We start from the raw sequence: 17,587 nt of genomic DNA, 5'->3' as shown, positions 1-17,587 counted from the left end.
GGTGCATATCGAGGCCCACAGCTTGGGACGGCCTGGGACGATCCAGGCCGCACGCGACCTGGAAGCTCGGTTGCGTGAGGTGCCGGGGGTGGGCCGGGCGGAGGTGAACGGGGCGCTCGGCTCCGTGTTCGTGGGCTGCGAGCCTGCCGGGGTCGACCTGGAGCTCATCGTCCGCATCGTTGCGGAAGCCGAGGCTGAGACAGCGGCCGAGGCCGCCGATGAGGAGGCGGCCCGCGGGGAAAGGACGAGCGAGGCCGGCGTCGGCGCGGTCCGGACTCCGCGCCCTGCCGGTTTCCCCGGTGGTCCTGAAGCGCAGGTCGGTGCGGCGGTACAGCTCGGGGGGAGCGTCGCGGCGTTCGGTGTGGCGGTCCTTGGCCGGGTAGCCCGCATCCGCGGTCTGCCACCGGTCGTACCAGCACTCGTCCAACTCGCTGAGGGCACTCCCCGGCTGCGTGACGCAGCCGCCCGAAGGGTCGGTGCAGCGGCTGCCGAGACCGGCTGGGCGACGGCGAATCTGATCACCACGACGCTGACGTTCCGGCCGCTCGGCCCTGTTGTGGCGGGGTTCCTGGCCGCTGCCCGGTACGCGGAGGTCAAGGCCCGGCGCCTGGCCTGGCAGGACTGGGAGCAGCGGCTTGGCGGCCGCGAGGGGGCATACCGCCACGATGCCGCGCCTGTCCAGGAGCGGCCGGTTCCGCTGCCGCCGGGTCCTGCGGAACGTTACGCCAACGCGGCCGTCCCCACGGCGCTGGTGGGTTACGGGCTCACGGGGGTCGTCACCCGCAGTCACGACCGGGCTCTGGCCTGGATGATCGCAGGCATTCCGAGAGGCCCCTGGCACGGCCTGGAGTCCTTCGCCGCCGCGGTGGGGCAGGCCGCCTCCTCGCGGGGAGCCCTGGTACTGAGACCGGAGGCGCTGCGCCGCCTCGACCGCATCGACACGGTCGTCCTCGACGCCCGCGTGCTGGCCACCGGTGCCTGGACGGTCGGCACCGTGCTGCCCCTCGCGCCGCCCGGTGACCACCCCGGCGGTGTGCCGATCGTCGACGAGATCCACGCGGCCATCCACGAGCTGGTCGACAGCGCCGACCCGTCGCAGCCACAGGAACGCGCGGGCTGGGCACTGCGCCCGCTTGCCGACGGCCGCGACGCTGAGGCGGCGCTGCCCGAGGAGGCGGCCGCCACAGCCGCGGAATGGGCCGAGGAGGGTATGAGGGTCCTGCTGGTCGTCCGAGAGGACCGGCCCGTCGCCGTCGCCGGCCTGGTGCCACAGCTGCACCCGCTCGCCGAGCAGCTGGTGCAGGCGGCGCGCGGGTGCGGCCGGGTGGTGCTCGCGGGCGGCCAGGCCGGGCTGCACCGCCGCCTCGGGTTGGACGAGGCCGTTCCCACCGGCGGCACCCGCACCGTCGCGCTGGTCCGCTCCCTCCAGCAGGAGGGCCGTGGCGTCGCCGTGGTCGCCACCCGCGCCCGCAGGGCCCTGGTCCAGGCCGATGTCGGCATCGGCCTTGCCGGCGGTCGCCGTCGCGTGCCGTGGGACGCCGATGTCGCCGCCCCGCCCGACGTGGTGCATCTGCTGCTGACCGCGGTCAGGGAGGCCCGCAAGCTGAGCCGGCTGTGTGTCCGCCTGGACGTGGCCTGCGGCTTCGTGGGCACGACGGTGGCACTGATGGTCCCCCGGCGCGACGCCTGGGCGCGCGCCCGTCTGGTGACCGACAGCGGGACCCTCGCCGGTCTCGCGGCCGGATTCTGGGCGGGATGGCGGCTGCGGAGCAGGCCGGCCCCCGCCGCCGTCGAACGCACCCCCTGGCACGCCATGACGGCACGTCAGGTCATGACCCGGCTCGGCACCTCGTCCCGCGGACTCGACGACGCCGAGGCCGCACGGCGCCGCCAGGTCGACGGACACGACCGGAAGACCGGCGCCGTCACCCTGATCGGCAGGGTCACCGAGGAACTGGCCAACCCGCTCACCCCCGTCCTCGCGGTCGGCGGCGGCATCTCGGCGGCGCTCGGCTCCGTACTGGACGCCGTGCTCATCGGCGGCGTGCTCGGCGTCGACGCGCTCGTCGGCGGCGCCCAGCGGCTGAGTGCCGACCGCGCCGCGGACCGGCTCGTCGAGGCGACCTCGGCACGGGCACGGCTGCGCAGGGCGGGTCGGCCCGGTGCCACCGAGACACCCGCCGACCGCCTCGTGAAGGGTGATGTCATCGAACTGCGGGCTGGTGACGCGGTCCCGGCCGACTGCCGCCTGATCGAGGCGACGGGCCTGGAGGTCGACGAGTCCAGCCTCACCGGTGAGTCCCAGCTCGTCCCCAAGACCCCCGCACCGACGGCGGCGCAGGCGGTCGCGGACCGCCGCTCCATGCTCTACCAGGGCACGACGGTCGCGGCCGGCAATGCACTCGCGGTGGTCGTCGCCACGGGAACCGCCACCGAGGCGGGCAGTGCCGCGGAGGCGGTCCCGGCCGACGGGCCGCCGCAGAGCGGCGTGGAACGCCGCCTGAACGCCCTGGGCCGCTGGTTCCTGCCCCTTTCCATCGCGTCCGGCGTCGTCCTGTTCCTCGCCGAATTCGCCCGAAGACGGCCCCTGGGCGCAGCCCTCAGCTCCGCGGTCAGCTTGTGCGTCGCCGCCGTACCCGAAGGGCTGCCCTTCGTCGCCACCGTCGCAGAACTGGCCGCCGCCCGCCGGCTGTCCACCCGTAACACCCTGGTGCGCAGCGCCACCACCATCGAGGCCCTCGGCCGCACCGACGTGCTGTGCTTCGACAAGACCGGCACGCTCACCGAGGGAAGAATCAGCCTCCAACAGGTTTCCGACGGCCGTGACCGACGCCCGCTCGACGCGCTCACACCACGGCTGCGCCGAGTCGTCGCCACGGCCGCCCTCGCAGCTCCGGCCGGCCCGGCCTCGGCGCTCACCCACCCCACGGACCGTGCCATCGCCGCCGGGGCCGAGCGGGCCGGTGCCCTGCCGGTCCTGGTGGTGCCGGAAACAGCCGACGGCTGGCAGCGGCTGGCAGAGCTCCCGTTCGAACCCGGGCGCGGCTACCACGCGGTACTCGGCCGTGCCGTTGAACAGACACGCCTGGTCGTCAAAGGCGCACCGGAAGTAGTCCTGGCCCGCTGCGACCGCATCCGGCAGAACGACAGCACCATGCCGTTCACCGCGGACCTGCGGGACGCGATCGACCGCGAGATCGACCGGCACGCCCGGCGCGGCCTGCGGGTGCTCGTGGTCGCCGAACGCACCCTGCCGGAGCACGTCGCGCAGCGCTCTCCGGCCCTCGGCGACACAGATGTCGAGGGGCTGTGTCTGCTGGGCCTGCTCGGACTGGCGGACCCCGTGCGGGCCACGGCCGCCGAAAGCGTCCGCCGACTGGCCGCGGCCGGGGTGCGCATCGTCATGCTCACCGGGGACCATCCCAGCACCGCCGCGGCGATCGCGGGAGAGCTGCAGCCGGACGAAGAGCTGCGCATGATGACCGGCCCCGAACTCGACGCCCTCGACGACGCCGCCCTCGCCGAGAGGCTGTCGCAGGTCGCGGTCTTCGCCCGGGTCACCCCTGCCCACAAGGTGCGCATCGTCACCGCGTTGCGCGCGGCCGACCGGGTCGTCGCCGTGACCGGCGACGGTGCCAATGACGCCCCCGCCATCCGGATGTCCGACGTCGGCATCGCCATCGGTTCCCGGGCGACCCCCGCGGCCCGCGCCGCCGCCGATGTGGTGGTCGCCGACGACCGCATCGAAACCATCGTCGACGCCATCGTGGAAGGCCGGGCCATGTGGGCCTCGGTCCGCAAGGCCCTGGGCATCCTCCTCGGCGGCAATCTCGGGGAGATCGCCTTCGTCCTGGCCACCAGCCTGCTCACCGGACGCAGCGCACTGAACGCACGCCAGTTGCTCCTCGTCAATCTGCTCACGGACATGCTGCCGGCCATGGCCATCGCCGCCCGTCCCCCGGCAGGCAGAGCCGGCAAGCTGCTCGCGGAAGGGCCCGAGGCCTCGCTGGGCAGAGCCCTCACACAGCACATCCGTCTGCGCGCCGTGCTCACCGCGTCCGCGGCGGGCAGCGCGTGGATCGTCGCCCGGGCGACCGGCACCCGGGCCCGGGCCGACACCGTCTCCCTCGTGGCTCTCGTCGCCTCCCAGCTCCTGCAGACCCTTTCCGACGCGGGCCGTGATCCGATGGTCGCCGTCGCCGTCGCGGGATCCCTCGCGACCCTCGGCCTCATCGTCGCCGTCCCCGGCCTCAGCCACTTCTTCGGCAGCCGGCCGCTCGGTCCCGGGGGCTGGACGATCGCCCTGACGGCAGCGGCGGGATCTGTCCTGCTCCCTGCCGCCTGGCAGCACCTCACCGCTCACGCGCGCACCGCCCTACCCTGACGAGCCAAGGACAGTTCACCCGGACGTCACTTTCGGTCGGCCCACCGGAAAGGCGAATCCCACACAAAGGAGGAGTCCGGTCAGACCCGCAAGAAAGGCGCCTCTCGTGCCACACCTCTTCACTTCCCTCCTCACCAAAGTCGCCGTCTCCGTGCTCGAGGCTCTTGCCATGCGTCTGCTCACCCAGCTATGGAATGCCTACACCCGGGGTGGACGCCCGGCGGCGGCCACCGCCTGAGGCGCAGATCGAGCCGTTGTGGCGAGCTTCTCCACTGGCGTTCCGTACCGTGCTGTCGCCGCTGTCCAGCACCTCGCCGTCGGAACGCGGGGGCGGTCCCAGTTGCGGACGAGGAAGGTGGGGCGGTGGTCGGGGGTCGGCTCGGGCAGCGTGCCATGTCCGCGCCCAGCTCGACGGCGGTGATACGGCAACCGCGCTCGGCGAGCGGCAAGGTCGCCTTGCCGGTGCCCGCTCCTACCTCAAGGACCGACAGCCGGGGCCGATGCCGGCCACCTCGGCGAGGTCGTCGAACAATTCTGGCGGATACCCGGGCCTGGCCCGGTCGCACAGCTCCGCGTCCTCGTCGAAGATCCGGCTCAAGTGGACACGGCGCGTTTCGTCAGGCGCCGAGTTGGTCGGCCAGCCGGGACGTGCGGCGCTGGTGGCGCGCTCCAGCAGTCCGGGAATCTGCTCGCGGAAGGTCTGCCGCGGGCAGGCAAGCACCGGACACAGCAGGCGCCGTACTCGCACCGACACCACCACACGTCGGCCTTCCACCGGCATATCCGCCACTGTACGTCCGTGGAACCGTGCACCCTCGCGGTCGGCACCCCGCACACCGGGCACGGCACAGGCTTCGGTCGCGTTCGTGCTGACAGACGAATCGCCTCCCCCCTCGTCCACCAGATCCTCAAGGACCAGTGCTGAGAGGCCCGAAAGAGCCATGCTCTCAAGGGAGTTGACGTCTCTGCCGGATACTCAGACGCTCGGATTGACGGCTGCCAGGGCTAGGAGCTCTCTTTCGGATCACTTGGTGGAGGTTCGATCTCAGGGCCTGCTGGCGCCGGCGGAACTGCTGCCTGCGACGATGCGCTGGTGACCTATGACCTTGCGGTGTGGGACGGCGACCGTCCACTCGAAGACGACCAAGCGGGCTCGACCTACGACGAGCTCTACGAGCGCTACTTGGAGTCGGACGGGGTTGTGATGCCTCCAGTGCCGCGCATCGTGGCCTACGTGGAAGCCCTCGTCGCGCGATACCCGGACGATATCGACCGCAGTGTCGTATGGGCGTCGCCGCCGGTCATCGAGGAGGCATCGGGCCCGATCGTGTACCTGCTTATGTCCTATGGCAAGGCTGAGGAGGTGTCCGAGTACGCCGCTGCGCTGGCTCGCGAACACGGGCTCATCTGCTTCGATCCGCAGGGAGAATGTCTTCGGCCGTGAGCTGGATGTTCTATCAGCGGGCGGACCAGAGGAAGATGCCCGCGATGAGGAGGCCGGCGCGGTAGACCGTGGCTGTCTTCTGGTAGCGGGTGGCCAGGCCGCGCCATTGTTTCAGGCGATTGATGCAGCGTTCGACGGTGTTGCGTTGCTTGTAAGCCTCGCGGTCGAATCCGGGCGGGCGCGCACCGCCGCGGCCCTTGCGCTGGGTAGCCGACGGAATGCTGTGACCTGCTGAAACGTGGCTTCAACCGAGTAAAGGTCCCGCGCAGAATCATGGAGATTCCCGGTGAACTTCTGTACGCCGACGTGTGACTGAGCACGATGGTTGGCCCGTCTGGCCAACGGAACGCTCACTTCCGCACTACGGGAGGGAGCGCCCCTCGGGAATGGCATCAGAGCCCAAAGAACTCGCGGAGGCCGCCATAGGAACCCCGATTCCATCGCTGGATCGTGTTGGCCTTACCCGGTCCCGGGCCGGTGACCGCCCGTCAACCTGCCGGGTAGGGCGGCGCGGAGGGCAGCTGAGCGTGGGACCAGCGGACGGGGTTGCCGTTAGGGCCGTTGGTGAGCCAGGAGCCGTCGCCCAGGGGCTCTAGTTCGTACGGGCTGGTCACCTCGACGGCGATCTCGCCGCTGACTGTGCCCGTGCGCACGTCGATCAGGTGATAGCGGAACCACTCCTCCTCGTCCTGGTTCTCACCGCCCAAGGTGACGACGGCCGTGTCCGGGGTCAGGTAGCCGCCGCTCCATTCCACGAAGGTCTCCTCCGGGTCGTACCCGAAGGCCTCGACGGGGAGAGTGAAGAGCACGTCCCCGTTTGGGTGGCGGTGGAAGGAGACGTCCGCCTGCCCGTGGTTGACGGTCATGAACTGCTGTCCGTCCGGCGCCAGGTCGATCAGGCAGCGGTCCCACCATGGGTACGTCACGAACTCCGGCTCGCCGCCGGCCCCGGCCGTGCCCCGGAGAATGACGGAGCCGTCCTGGCCTTCACCGATGTCGAGGTAGATGCTGCCGTCGACGGGGTGCACGTGATGACCGGCGCCGTGCCCGACCGTCTCCAGTTCCCGGCGGGCGAGAACCACCCCGTTATCGGCGTCGTACACGACGCACTGATCTCCGTTCCCGCGTTCCGCCATCGCGTCCGGGCGGTAGACCCACACAGTCCGGCCGTCTAGAGAAAGCGCACAGCCAGGCCGGTGGCCATGGCGCACGTCAGAGTGCGGCTCGAAGGCCGACGCCCACACCAGGTCACCGGCGTGCGTGAGGCAGACGACCCCGTTCAGTGTCGTATACACGACTCGCTTCAGATCGGGCCGGACCACCGAAGCCACCACCTCGTCGCCGGCCCGAGGCTGGAACACCGCGGCGGGCTGCAGCGTCCCGAAGGCGCCGGAGTCCATGACGTAGGCATGGATCCACGCGTCACGGTGGCGCGTGATGACCTTCGGAGGCTGCGCAGGAATCACCCGCCGATGCTAACGCCCAGCTCAGGCCGACCGACAGATGGGCCGGTATGCACGATCCGGCCCATGACGACTGCTTCCAACGGGACGGACCAACCCCGCTTCCGAGCCCGTTTGTCGAGCGAGGCATGTGCAGGTCAAATGCGATGCTCTGACCGGCCAATTATCGCGCTCAGCGGCCAGGTGTAGCGCTCAGTCACACGACAGGGCGTAGCGCACGGCCCCGACTCGGCTCTACAGACGGACGTGCCCGTCGGAGAGACGATCGAGTTTGACTGGAACGACAGCGCGATCTACCCGGGTACGTCACGGAAGTTCTGGGTCCATGTGCCCGCGCAGTCTGTCCATACTTACCTGGTGCGACCTCGTGTCACACACTGAGTGCGGCAGTTGGCCCGTCTGACCAACTGGAGCGCTAAGTTCGGAAGCCTCTGAACTGCGGTGATGCTTGAGAAGTTAACGGCCCAAGGGCTGCACAAGCCCGCTCATGCGGTCAGCCAGCTATGGGGACGTCGAGCGGAAGAGGGCCAGGAGTGCCTGGCCCGGCGGGGTGTCCGCGTCGAAGAACTGCGTGGCCAGCGTGGGCGGCACGGCCGTTCCGTGCATGCGGACCTCGTGACACCTGAAGCAGAACGCCGCCTCGAACAGCGCCAGGTCGAGAGAGTGCTCGTATGCTCGGACGCTCCAGCCTGGCGAGAAGCCGCAGCGGTGCTGTTCGCTGCCGGGCAGGCTCTCGATCAAGGTCAGGGCGTCGGCAGCCTCGCTACCGGCCCAGTGGGCGACCGTCGTGCCGGGGTATGGGACGCCCCGCTTGGTCGGGAGGGCGGAGATCCTTACGACCTCGATCAGCACGGTGGCGGCAACAGCTTCGGCGGGGATCTGCATGTGCGTAGTGTGCCCGCCGGTCCGGCGGGCAACTCAGGCACTCCACCCGTCCCCGGAACGTAAGGCCAACTAGGGCGTTTCTCTCGGATCACCGTGCGGCCCAGAGGAAGATGCCTGCGATGAGAAGTCCGGCCTGGTAGATGGTGGCGGTCTTGTCGAAGCGGGTGGCGATGCCGCGCCACTGCTTGACCCGGTTGATGCATCGCTCGACGGTGTTGCGTTGTTTGTAGGTGTCGCGGTCGAACCCTGGTGGCCTGCCGCCCTGTTGGCCTCGGCGTTTGCGTATGGCGATCTGGTCGGCGGGTTGCGGGATCACCGTGCGGACCCCACGACGGCGAAGGTGCTGGCGGATGGCGCGGGAGGAGTGCGCCTTGTCCGCCAGCACGGCCGCTGGGCGAACCCTCGACCGGCCGCGTTGCCGCGGCACTCGCAGTGCCGCCATGACCTGCTCGAAGGCGGGCGCGTCGCCTGCCTGCCCGGGTGTGAGCACGAAGCACAACGGGCGGCAGCGGCTGTCGGCCGCCAAGTGGATCTTCGTGCTCAGTCCGCCGCGGGACCGGCCGAGGGCATGGTCGTGCGGCTCGCCGGCCGCGGCCCCTTTTTGCGGGCCCCGGCGGCGTGCTGGTGGGCGCGGACGATGGTGGAGTCCACCGCGACGACCCAGTCCAGGTCCCCGTCCGCGTCGGCCTGGGCCAGCAGTGCGGTGAACACCCGCTGCCAGGTGCCGTCCATGGCCCGGTCCCGCAGCCTCGTGTAGGCGCCCCTCCACGAGCCGAACTCCTCAGGAAGATCCGCCCAGGGCGAGCCCGTGCGGTACTTCCACGCGATCGCGTCAATCACCTGCCGGTGATCCCGCCACCGCCCACCCCGTTTCAGCGTCCGGTCAGGCAACAACGGCTCGATCCGCGCCCACTGCACGTCAGTTAAGGCCACACCCGAACCAACGATCAGATGATCCGAGAGGCAACGGCCTAGTTGGCCACGACGACGGCGACAACCACCGAGAGCGACAGGGCCCCACCGAGGGCACTGAGCCAAGATGCGGGTCGCGGCGCGGCGCGTTCGGATGTGGGCTGCACCGGCAGCCGGTCCAGTAGGGAGGCGTTGGGGAGGATCACGCCGCAGGGGCAGGCGGGTACGGACTGATCAAGGACCGTGAAGTTCGATCTCCCAGGCCTGGAACGGCGGCTCGACCCGGTAGCTGGGGTCGCAGTAGGCGCGAATCCACTGTGCGGCACGGTACTGGGCATCGCCGTCGTTCAACACCTGGCCATTTGCGTCGACTTGCAGCACATTGCCGTAGATCGCGAAGACCTGCTCCAACGGCGAACCGAACTGGAAGAGCGCCGGGCGATAGTCAATACCGTCGAGCAGATCCACGTCGATGGTGCCGTTCGCCAGATAGAAGGCGAAGAACCGGAGTGACGTACGCACGTCTACAGAAAGATGCCCCACCTCCCCATCATGCATGATCCCCACGCTCCCTCGACAAGATCATTTCGAGGGTCGGCCGAACCCTCGCAACGAAGCCGCGTGGCTGGCGACCGATCCGCGAGCACCGCCCCAGCAGCCACCCAAAGTAGCCGCCCGGGCAGCGTGTTGAGCCGCTGAGTGTGACAGAAAGAGGGCCAGCACCTTCACCGGTACTGGCCCTCTTCTGTCAGGTAAGCCACAGCAGGCTCAGCCTGCCTGGGTGCTTACAGCGCGCGGACGCGCGAGGCCTGCGGGCCCTTGGGACCCTGCACGACGTCGAACTCCACGTGCTGGTTCTCGTCGAGGCTACGGAAGCCCGAGCTGTCGATCTCCGAGTAGTGCACGAAGACGTCCGGGCCGCCGCCTTCCTGGGCGATGAAGCCAAAGCCCTTCTCGGCGTTGAACCACTTGACGGTTCCCTGAGTCATTTACCGCTCCTTACAGGGGCTGGTTTAGGGGACTCGCACGGTGCGAGATCCCCGGCCGGTTCACGACGCGGCTGCTCCAGCAACCTGGGAGGCAAGCTTCGCGCCCGGCGTCATCGTCGGGGCCGAGGGCCTGGTAGACGGTGGCCAGCCCGTCGAGGTGGAAACGGTGCCCGAGATGTCTGGTCGGGATGTGCAGTATGCCGAGACGGCCGTGGCGCAGGTCGACGGTGCCGTGGGTGCGCGTGCCCTTGAGGTTCAGTTCCGGGGCCTGCAGGTGTCGGCAGTCCATCGCGTCGCCTGCGGGGTGCTGTCAGAGGGCTGTGCGGGTTCTTGGGCGCACCGGGGAGGCTCTGTCCCGTCAGCCGGTTTCTGCTGGAGCACGACGACGTAGCGCTTTCCCTCGTACGTCTGCTCCCGGCGGGAGCTGTAGTACTCGTAGTGCGACAGCGAAATGCCCGAGTAACTTCATCCCATCGCACAAAATCCTTCGTACGCCAGACTGATACCTCCCTAGGATCGCCCGCATGCGGCGCACCATCATCATCGGCGACGTCCACGGCTGCTTCGACGAGCTGCTCAAGCTGCTGGAGGAAGTCGACATCCAACCGGGCGACCTGCTGGTCAGCGTCGGCGATCTGGTCGACCGGGGTCCAGCACCCGGTGATGTCGTGGGGCTCTTTCGCGAGCGCCCCAACTCGGTCGTGGTCATGGGCAACCACGAGCGGAAGCACGTGCGCGGGATTTTCTCCTATGCACAAGAGATCACGCGCTTGCAGCTTGGCGACCAGTACGCCGAAACGGTCGACTGGATGCGGACGCTGCCGTACTACTTTGAGAATGAGCATGTCCGTGTTGTCCACGCCGCGATGCTGTCCGGAATTCCGCTGGCCGACCAGAGGGAGGAAATCCTCTGCGGCTCGACGAGAGGCGAACGAGAGCTCACGACGCTGTTCCCGGACAGCCACTGGTACGACCACTACACCGATGCCAAGCCGGTGGTGTTCGGCCATCACGTAACCGGCCGGGAACCGATGATCCTCGACGGCAGGATCTTCGGCCTCGACACCGGTGCCTGCCACGGCTGGAACCTAACGGCACTGTGTCTCCCAGGATTCACGGTCCACTCGGTAGATGCGCATGCGGACCACTGGTCGACCACCAAGCGCCAGTGGCAGTTGCCCGTCCTGAAGTCCAAGCCTTGGCATGACTCCACCTGGATGGAACTGGCTCAGGCGATAGAGCGGTTCTCCTCAGCACCTGACACCGACACACACCGGTGGTTGGAGGCGCTCCAAGAGTGGGCCGCGGATCTGCAGTCGGCATTCCCCATCCTGGTCGCCACAGCGCATCGAGTCGCCGACGAGCTCACCTTGGACGGGCTACGCCAGCATCCTGCTGCGAAGGTTCTCTTCCAGGCCCGTAACGGCCGCCTCGACCAGACCAGCCTGGCCAGGCAGTGCCCAACACCGCGCCGAACGATCGACCTGGCGGCCGCATTGGGGCTGGTACTGGATGAGCTGCCCAACTGAACCGCCAGGGGCGAGGGTTACACCAACTTGGCAGCAGCCCCCGCGTCTCGGTCATGTCGTCATAATGCCGAGCCCGACCTGCGGACTGCACCATCGGCCGTGTGGCGAGGACCCGGCACGGTGGCGGACAGGGGGAGTTCGAGACGCTTCCGTGTCGAGTCGGAAGGTGCCGTAGGGGTTGATGTTCGGCCAGAACAGTTCTCCACAACCTGGAGGCCGCCGTGGATCTCGCGGCGCCGTTCGGAGCTGGCCAGGTAGGCGCACGCGAAGATCAGGCGCACAGCCCGGCCGGAGGGCAGCCGGTCGTCGCTGCGCATGAGCGCCACGGTAGGCGGGCCGGGGACAGGGGACCTCGGCGCGGCTCCGGCAGGGCGGGAGGCGGTTTGGGCGCCCGCACGGCAGCATCCCGCACAGGGCAGAGACCTGGTGGCCAACGGCTTGGGGAGCGATAGGAGTGCCCCGCTGTGTGGCCCCGGGTCCTGGATGGTCGGCGGACACGGCACTCGGAGGTCGGCTACCCCATGGGGGCATCGGAGGCGGGCTGGCCCGGACTCTCCAGCAAGGTGGACAGGTATTCGGGTCGCTCTTCGACCACGAGGTGTCCGGCCTCGGAGACCACACCGAGCTCGGCGCCGAGTGTGGCGCGCACTGCCGGGCCGAGCCGCCGCGGAGGGAGGAAGACATCGTGCTCCCCGGTGACGACCAGGCGGGGAACTGACCGCGTGGGCAGGGTGGCAGCGCCGGGCGCCCCGCTGGAGCGCGAGTGCCGGGCGACCAGTGTCATCCAGTTGACCAGTTCCTCGCGGGGTGAATGGCCAGGCGCGAGCATGGCGCGCAGGAGCCGGGCGCTGTGCGTCGGTGCGGGCCGCAGGAACCAGGCGGCCGAGACGGCCAGCACCGTGGGGGTCAACCTCAGCCTGGTCAGTCCGGCGGGGGAAGCCAGGACGAGCTGGTCGATCCGGGGAGAGTCGCTGGACAGGGCGATGGCGGCACCGAAGGAGTGGCCCATCACCGCTACCGGCTCGGACGTGATCTTCTCGATCACCTCGCTCAGCCATGCCCCGTACCAGGACAACCGGCCGCCGGCCAGACCGCGTTCGCCGGAGCTGAGACCGGGCTGGCCGGGGACATCCACCAGCAGGACCCGGTAGCCGGTGGCGACCAGGGCCGTGGCCAGCGGCAGGGACGCGGCGGCGTTGAAGTTGGTGCCCGGGACGAACACGACCGTCGTCGCGCCGAAGCCGGCGAGGACCACGTGGCTCTGTGCGCCCTTGGCGGTCACCGTCTTCCGTTCGTGCGGCACCGGCCACGCGGCGAGCTGGTCGAGGCACCAGCGTCGGATGAGCTCCCTGCCCGTCGTACTGCGGTAGATCGAGTCCACTGGTCGAGTATCGCGCCTCGTCCCGGGCCGTGACGTGAGAAGGGCCGCACGGGTTGGGCAAGTTGTGACGCAAGCCTGGGCCCGTGCGGCCTGTTCCCACCCTGCCCTGTCCGGCGTCCCTCGCGCACACTTCGGCGAGTTGCTCGAAGAACTCGCTCCGAAGTGGGAAGCGGCCCGGGAGTCGGCACAGCATGAGCGCCGCGGCGGGGGCCGGCGGCGGGCCGCTGGCGCGGGGCCCGGGCAGGGCGTTCAGGTGGGCGAGTATCAGCCAGCGGCGGCCAGCCAGCGGCACATACACGCGGTTGTCCGCAGCCGCGAACTCCTTGCCGGTTCCCGCGCTGCAGGAGGTCGTGTGACCGAGGGTTCCCGCCTCTCACTATCTGCTGCCATGCATGCCATGAGGAGCCGATGTCTAATGGTCGTAGCGGATCTCAGCTTCGGCTGAGCTGAGTGTTGACGGGTACGCCATCCGAGGCCGGGGCCGCGGAGGAGGCGGGCGTGGGCTCCGAGGTCTTCGAAGAGCACGACGAAGCCGACTTGATCGACGCCGCGGCCACGGCCCTCGCATCGGGATCCGGCGGCGCTGCCGTGCGCCGTGTCCTCGACAACTCGCCTGCCGCGATCGCGATCATCGCCCCTCCGCTTCGCTATCTGTACGTGAACGCCGCCTACTCCGAGATCGCCGGCGTGCCCGCTGCCGACCTTCTGGGCAGGGCCATGAGCAGCGAGAGCGTGGCCGTCCTCGCCTCCGAAGGCGTCGTACTCCAGGTGCTGACCGACGGCAGATCCCGTGAGCTGACCGTCACCGGCAGTGCTACCTCGGCGCTCTCGCCCGAGCAACGCTCATGGCGCGGCGCCTACCATCGCCTCGAAAGCGACGGTGCGACCATGGGCGTCGTATGCGTCCTGCGCGAGGCGCCTCCCGAACAGCACCCGCAAGGCGAGCTCGTACGGGCTCGTGCCCGGCTGCGCCTGCTCAACCAGGCAGCCACCCGGATCGGCACCACCCTCGACGCGGACGCCACCTGCGCGGAACTGGCGCAGTTCCTCTTTCCCCGCCTGGCCGACTTCGCGGCCGTGGACCTGCTGCCATCCGAAGCGGTGGCAGGCGGGGAACCGCGCCCGCAGGCGCCGCTCAGGCTGCGCCGCGTCGCGGCTGCCGGCAGACCGGCCCTGCTCAACACGTCCGACTTCTACCGCACCAGTGGTGTGGTGAAGTTCCCGCCGGAATCACCGGTCTTCCGGTGCACAACGGTGGGGTATCCCGTCGTCCAGAACCACATACCCGATGCAGGCCTCGCGGAGCACGCGCCGCAGCCCGGCTGGCCGACGCATTCAATCCTGGCCGTGCCCCTGGTCGCCCGCGACTGCCTCATCGGTGTCATCTCTCTGGCGCGGGCGTACAGCGCCGAAGGCTTCAATGATCACGACGTGGTGCTGATGCGGGACCTTGCGAGCCGAGCCGCCGTCGACATCGACAAGGCCCACCGTTTCACCGCCACGGAAGGCATCGCCGTCACACTGCAGCGGGCCCTGCTCGCGGAACCCGGCAGCCCACACCCCAACATCAACCTGGCCACGCGCTACCTGCCGTCAGGCACCAGCGCGGTGGTCGGCGGCGACTGGTACGAGGTCGTACGCCTCCACTACGGCCGCACTCTCCTGGTCATGGGCGACGTCATGGGCCATGGAGTCGAGGCCGCGGTCGACATGAGCAACTACCGCTCGATGCTGCGCTACTTCTCGGCGACCGACCTTCCACCCCACCGCGTCCTGCGCCAACTCGACAGGGCCATCTCGGACTCAGCAACAAGCCGCCCCGCAACCTGCCTTCTCGCCCTCATCGACCCGGGACGCAGCATCTGCTCCCTGTCCAGCGCCGGCCACCTTCCCCCTGTCGTGTTTGACGCGGACGGCACGGCCCACATCGTCGACGTGCCCACCGGGCCACCCCTAGGCACAGGCTTCGGCGGATACGAGCTCACCTCCCGCGACATCGGCCCCGACAAGGTGTGGCTCCTCTACACCGATGGCCTCGTGGAACGGCGTGACGAGGACATCGACGCATCCCTTGGCCGGCTCGCGGGGCTCCGGCTGGCGTCGTCGACCGACTTGGACGAATTCCTCGATGCGGTACTCCAACACTGCGGCGCCGACCAGGCGGAGGACGACGTCGCCGTCCTGGCCGCCAGACTCCGCCACCGCCGGGAAACCAGGGCACCTGCCCGACGAATCACATGAGCGGAGATCGTTCCCTGGCTCCGCCCCGGCCTGTGTGAAGTCGGTCCTTACGGCCCGTCGCGGCGACGGTGACACCGAGGCCGACCATCGTGAGCCCGCCGACTCCACCGACCACAGACAGCCCTGAGGCAAACGGGCAATCCGCCCCGTGCGGCCGCCGCGACCAGCCCCACACGCCGTCGGAAACCACTGCGATGACGCGCCCTTGCGCCAACGCCCGCCCGATCACGAACAGTACGCTGGGCCCAGGGACCACGATCGCCAGGACTGGACAGAGGGTGTCTGAGAAGCGCCTTTCAGAGCAGGCGACTTGGTGGTTCCTGCACTTCGGGGAGGCGAGGACGCGGACAGCGGCATTGGCACGGCGATGATCATGCTGATCACCCTCGCGTCATCACCCCCACTTTCCTGAGGAGGAACGCCCGCCCGGCAATTGGCGTGTGGACCGGCGTCGCTGACGGTGGCGGTGGCGGTGGCGGTGGCGGTGGCGGTGGCGGTGGCGGTGGCGGTGGCGGTGGCGGCATCCTGGGCATGTTCCTCTCCGCCGCCCTGGTCGACGTGGCGGACTGGCGACGCCGGCTGTTCGTGCTGCCAGTCCTTCTCATCGTCGCAACCCTCGCCATGGCTACTGCGCTCCGTCCCCAATTCCCGCCAGACCTCCCAGCACTCCAGGGAGGCGTACCAGTCCGCTGCGATCGGGTGCCACTCCTCGGCAGCCTGCGAGGGCTGAGGTGCTGCTCCGCCGGGAGCCTGGTGAGGGTCGGGCCGTCGCTCTTGTTACCTCGGCGCCGCTGGCCCGAGCGCTTCGGTACCGATCCCGGCATGCCTCCCCCCCTCGCTGCAACCGGACCACCCGCGAACTCGCCTTCTACCTGTGCTGGTCGCCCACCAAGGTGCCGTTGCCGGAGCTGGTGCGCATCGCTGGCATCCGCTGGAGCGTCGAGGAGTGTTTCCAGGCCGCCAAGAGCCAGGCCGGGCTCGACCACCACCAGGTCAGGCACTTAGGTGACCACCGGCACGGGCTGGACCCCATGGCATCGGCACATCACGCTCGCCATGCTCACCCTGGCCTTCCTGGCAGCCGTCGCCGCCGACGCGGCCCCGGACGGTCCGCCGATCCGCATCCCCCGGCCCGCAGCCGCGATCCGATCACGTTGACCGTCCCGGAGATCCCCCCTGCTCACCGCTGTCTTCCAGCCACCGACCATCTCTGTGACCCGTCTGCTGCACTGGTCCATCTGGCGCAGGCGCCACCAGGCAACGGCCCGGCGTAGCCACTACCGACGACGGCCCACCGATGAACTCGTATGAGTTGAACCACAGTTGGCGTTGAGCACCTTCCGGCATCTCCTTGATCGTGAGGGAGACCGCGCCGGTAGAGTCGGCGGGACGGTACCACCTGGGGGAACTGATGACGGCAGCGGATGCAGTGCCCATAGTCTTCGTTCACGGGACGCGTTTCAGCGCGGGACAGTGGAGCGTGCAGCTCGCTGCACTCCGGGACGAATTCCCGGTGGTCGCCGTCGACCTGCCCGGCCATGGGGACCGCTCGGCTCAACCCTGGAGCCTGAGCAGTGCGACCGAGGTCATCGCATCCGCGGTGGATTCGCTCGACCGTGGGCCGGCTCTAGTCGTCGGGCACTCGCTCGGCGGATACGCCTCGTTGGAGTTCGCGCGGCGTCGTCCAGAACAACTGCGAGGGCTGATCCTCGCGGGAGCCAGCGCCTCCACCCACGGCCTCTGGGCAGCGCCGTATCGGTGGATCGCCAGGCTGGTCCCTCGTATACCGGCGGATCGGCTGGCACAGTGGAACGACCGGTTGCTGCGGCGGCTCTATCCGCCAGAAGTGGTGGAGGCGACCATCCATTCCGGCTATGCCTTCCATACTCTGCCCGCAGCCTGGGGCGAGGTACTGGGACGCTTCGACGCGGGTGCGATGCGTTTTGTGGAGGCTCCGGTTCTGATCCTGAACGGTGAGAAGGATGCCGTCTTCCGGGCTGGTGAGGCGGACTTTGCCCGTGCACATCCCCATGCTCGCGTCGAGTTGATCCCGCGGGCAAGACATCTCGCGAACTTCGACGACCCGGACGCCTTCACCGGTGCCGTCCGCCGCTTCGCTCGGCAACTCCCTCCCACCAGCTGAGCTGAGCGCGCCGTCGCCGGGACCACCCGGCGCCCCTGAATAACCACAACGCAATCCCCAGCCCCTGGCGTCAGCTTCGGCTCTTTGACCGGGAGTTCGGTCGGGTCGGTCGGTTAACCGCTCCAGGTTCGTTGAGACTTGCCGGTACTCTCCCCGTACTCCGGGCCGGCAGCCATTGATTCCACGAAGGCGAGGAGGCGTACTACGACCTCGTCG

The 17,587-nt window shown here is 69.3% G+C and carries 11 protein-coding genes and 5 pseudogenes; 7 read left to right on the top strand and 9 right to left on the bottom strand.

The genetic code is table 11. The features are described from left to right. Positions 1–88 precede the first annotated feature (88 nt). Entirely contained in the window at positions 89–4,384 is a 4,296-nt protein-coding gene (locus ACWD10_RS07980) for an HAD-IC family P-type ATPase (RefSeq protein WP_451088178.1), read from the top strand. A gap of 374 nt (positions 4,385–4,758) precedes the next feature. On the opposite strand, the pseudogene ACWD10_RS07975 reads toward ACWD10_RS07980, so the two are convergent. Both ACWD10_RS07975 and ACWD10_RS07970 read right to left on the bottom strand, forming a co-directional pair. Continuing rightward, positions 4,759–4,982: pseudogene (locus tag ACWD10_RS07975) on the bottom strand (class I SAM-dependent methyltransferase); the annotation flags it as partial. A 22-nt stretch (positions 4,983–5,004) separates the two neighbouring features. Continuing rightward, positions 5,005–5,327: pseudogene (locus ACWD10_RS07970) on the bottom strand (transposase family protein); the annotation flags it as partial. A gap of 150 nt (positions 5,328–5,477) precedes the next feature. Between ACWD10_RS07970 and ACWD10_RS07965 the strand changes: the two are divergent. Beyond that, the gene (locus tag ACWD10_RS07965) at positions 5,478–5,828 is read left to right on the top strand and encodes a hypothetical protein (protein WP_451088176.1); all 351 of its coding nucleotides are present in this window, start codon (positions 5,478–5,480) and stop codon (positions 5,826–5,828) included. Positions 5,829–5,841: 13 nt separating this feature from the next. Here the strand turns inward: ACWD10_RS07965 and ACWD10_RS07960 are convergent. From ACWD10_RS07960 to ACWD10_RS07935, 6 genes and pseudogenes are all read right to left on the bottom strand, one after another. Beyond that, positions 5,842–6,030: pseudogene (locus ACWD10_RS07960) on the bottom strand (IS5/IS1182 family transposase); the annotation flags it as partial. A 286-nt stretch (positions 6,031–6,316) separates the two neighbouring features. Next, positions 6,317–7,294, bottom strand: coding sequence for a hypothetical protein (locus ACWD10_RS07955; RefSeq protein WP_451088174.1), 978 nt, complete (start codon positions 7,292–7,294; stop codon positions 6,317–6,319). A gap of 498 nt (positions 7,295–7,792) precedes the next feature. After that, positions 7,793–8,176, bottom strand: coding sequence for a hypothetical protein (locus tag ACWD10_RS07950; RefSeq protein ID WP_451088172.1), 384 nt, complete (start codon positions 8,174–8,176; stop codon positions 7,793–7,795). Positions 8,177–8,264: 88 nt separating this feature from the next. Continuing rightward, positions 8,265–9,124, bottom strand: a protein-coding gene (locus ACWD10_RS07945; protein ID WP_451088353.1) for an IS5 family transposase whose coding sequence is annotated in 2 segments (ribosomal slippage) — positions 8,265–8,770 and positions 8,770–9,124 — 861 coding nt in all. Because the reading frame shifts where the segments join, the coding sequence is not laid out codon by codon here. A 198-nt stretch (positions 9,125–9,322) separates the two neighbouring features. Then, complete coding sequence (locus ACWD10_RS07940; RefSeq protein WP_451088170.1) at positions 9,323–9,646, bottom strand: DUF7677 family protein; 324 nt, start codon at positions 9,644–9,646, stop codon at positions 9,323–9,325. Between the two features lie 227 nt (positions 9,647–9,873). Then, positions 9,874–10,077 carry a cold-shock protein gene (locus ACWD10_RS07935; protein WP_451088168.1) on the bottom strand — a complete coding sequence of 68 codons (204 nt, stop codon included), beginning with the start codon at positions 10,075–10,077 and terminating at the stop codon, positions 9,874–9,876. A gap of 524 nt (positions 10,078–10,601) precedes the next feature. Here ACWD10_RS07935 and ACWD10_RS07930 point away from each other — a divergent pair. After that, complete coding sequence (locus ACWD10_RS07930; RefSeq protein ID WP_451088166.1) at positions 10,602–11,606, top strand: metallophosphoesterase family protein; 1,005 nt, start codon at positions 10,602–10,604, stop codon at positions 11,604–11,606. A gap of 514 nt (positions 11,607–12,120) precedes the next feature. Here ACWD10_RS07930 and ACWD10_RS07925 read toward each other — a convergent pair. Further along, positions 12,121–12,987 (bottom strand): alpha/beta fold hydrolase, encoded by an 867-nt coding sequence (locus ACWD10_RS07925; protein WP_451088164.1) that lies wholly within the window; start codon positions 12,985–12,987, stop codon positions 12,121–12,123. Between the two features lie 498 nt (positions 12,988–13,485). Here ACWD10_RS07925 and ACWD10_RS07920 point away from each other — a divergent pair, with 498 nt between their 5' ends. The 4 genes and pseudogenes from ACWD10_RS07920 to ACWD10_RS07905 all read left to right on the top strand — a co-directional run bounded on the left by ACWD10_RS07920 (position 13,486) and on the right by ACWD10_RS07905 (position 17,371). Beyond that, positions 13,486–15,228, top strand: a complete 1,743-nt coding sequence (locus ACWD10_RS07920; RefSeq protein ID WP_451088162.1) for a PP2C family protein-serine/threonine phosphatase — start codon at positions 13,486–13,488, stop codon at positions 15,226–15,228. 349 nt (positions 15,229–15,577) lie between these two features. Then, a pseudogene (locus ACWD10_RS07915) lies at positions 15,578–15,898 on the top strand (hypothetical protein); the annotation flags it as partial. A gap of 166 nt (positions 15,899–16,064) precedes the next feature. Beyond that, positions 16,065–16,539, top strand: a pseudogene (locus tag ACWD10_RS07910) (IS701 family transposase); the annotation flags it as partial. A gap of 100 nt (positions 16,540–16,639) precedes the next feature. Beyond that, positions 16,640–17,371: an alpha/beta fold hydrolase gene (locus ACWD10_RS07905; RefSeq protein WP_451088160.1), complete on the top strand. Its 732-nt coding sequence runs from the start codon at positions 16,640–16,642 to the stop codon at positions 17,369–17,371. The last annotated feature ends 216 nt before the right edge of the window (positions 17,372–17,587 follow it).

The organism is Streptomyces sp. NPDC002851 (assembly GCF_053591935.1).
This window is presented reverse-complemented; position numbering and strand designations above follow the sequence as displayed.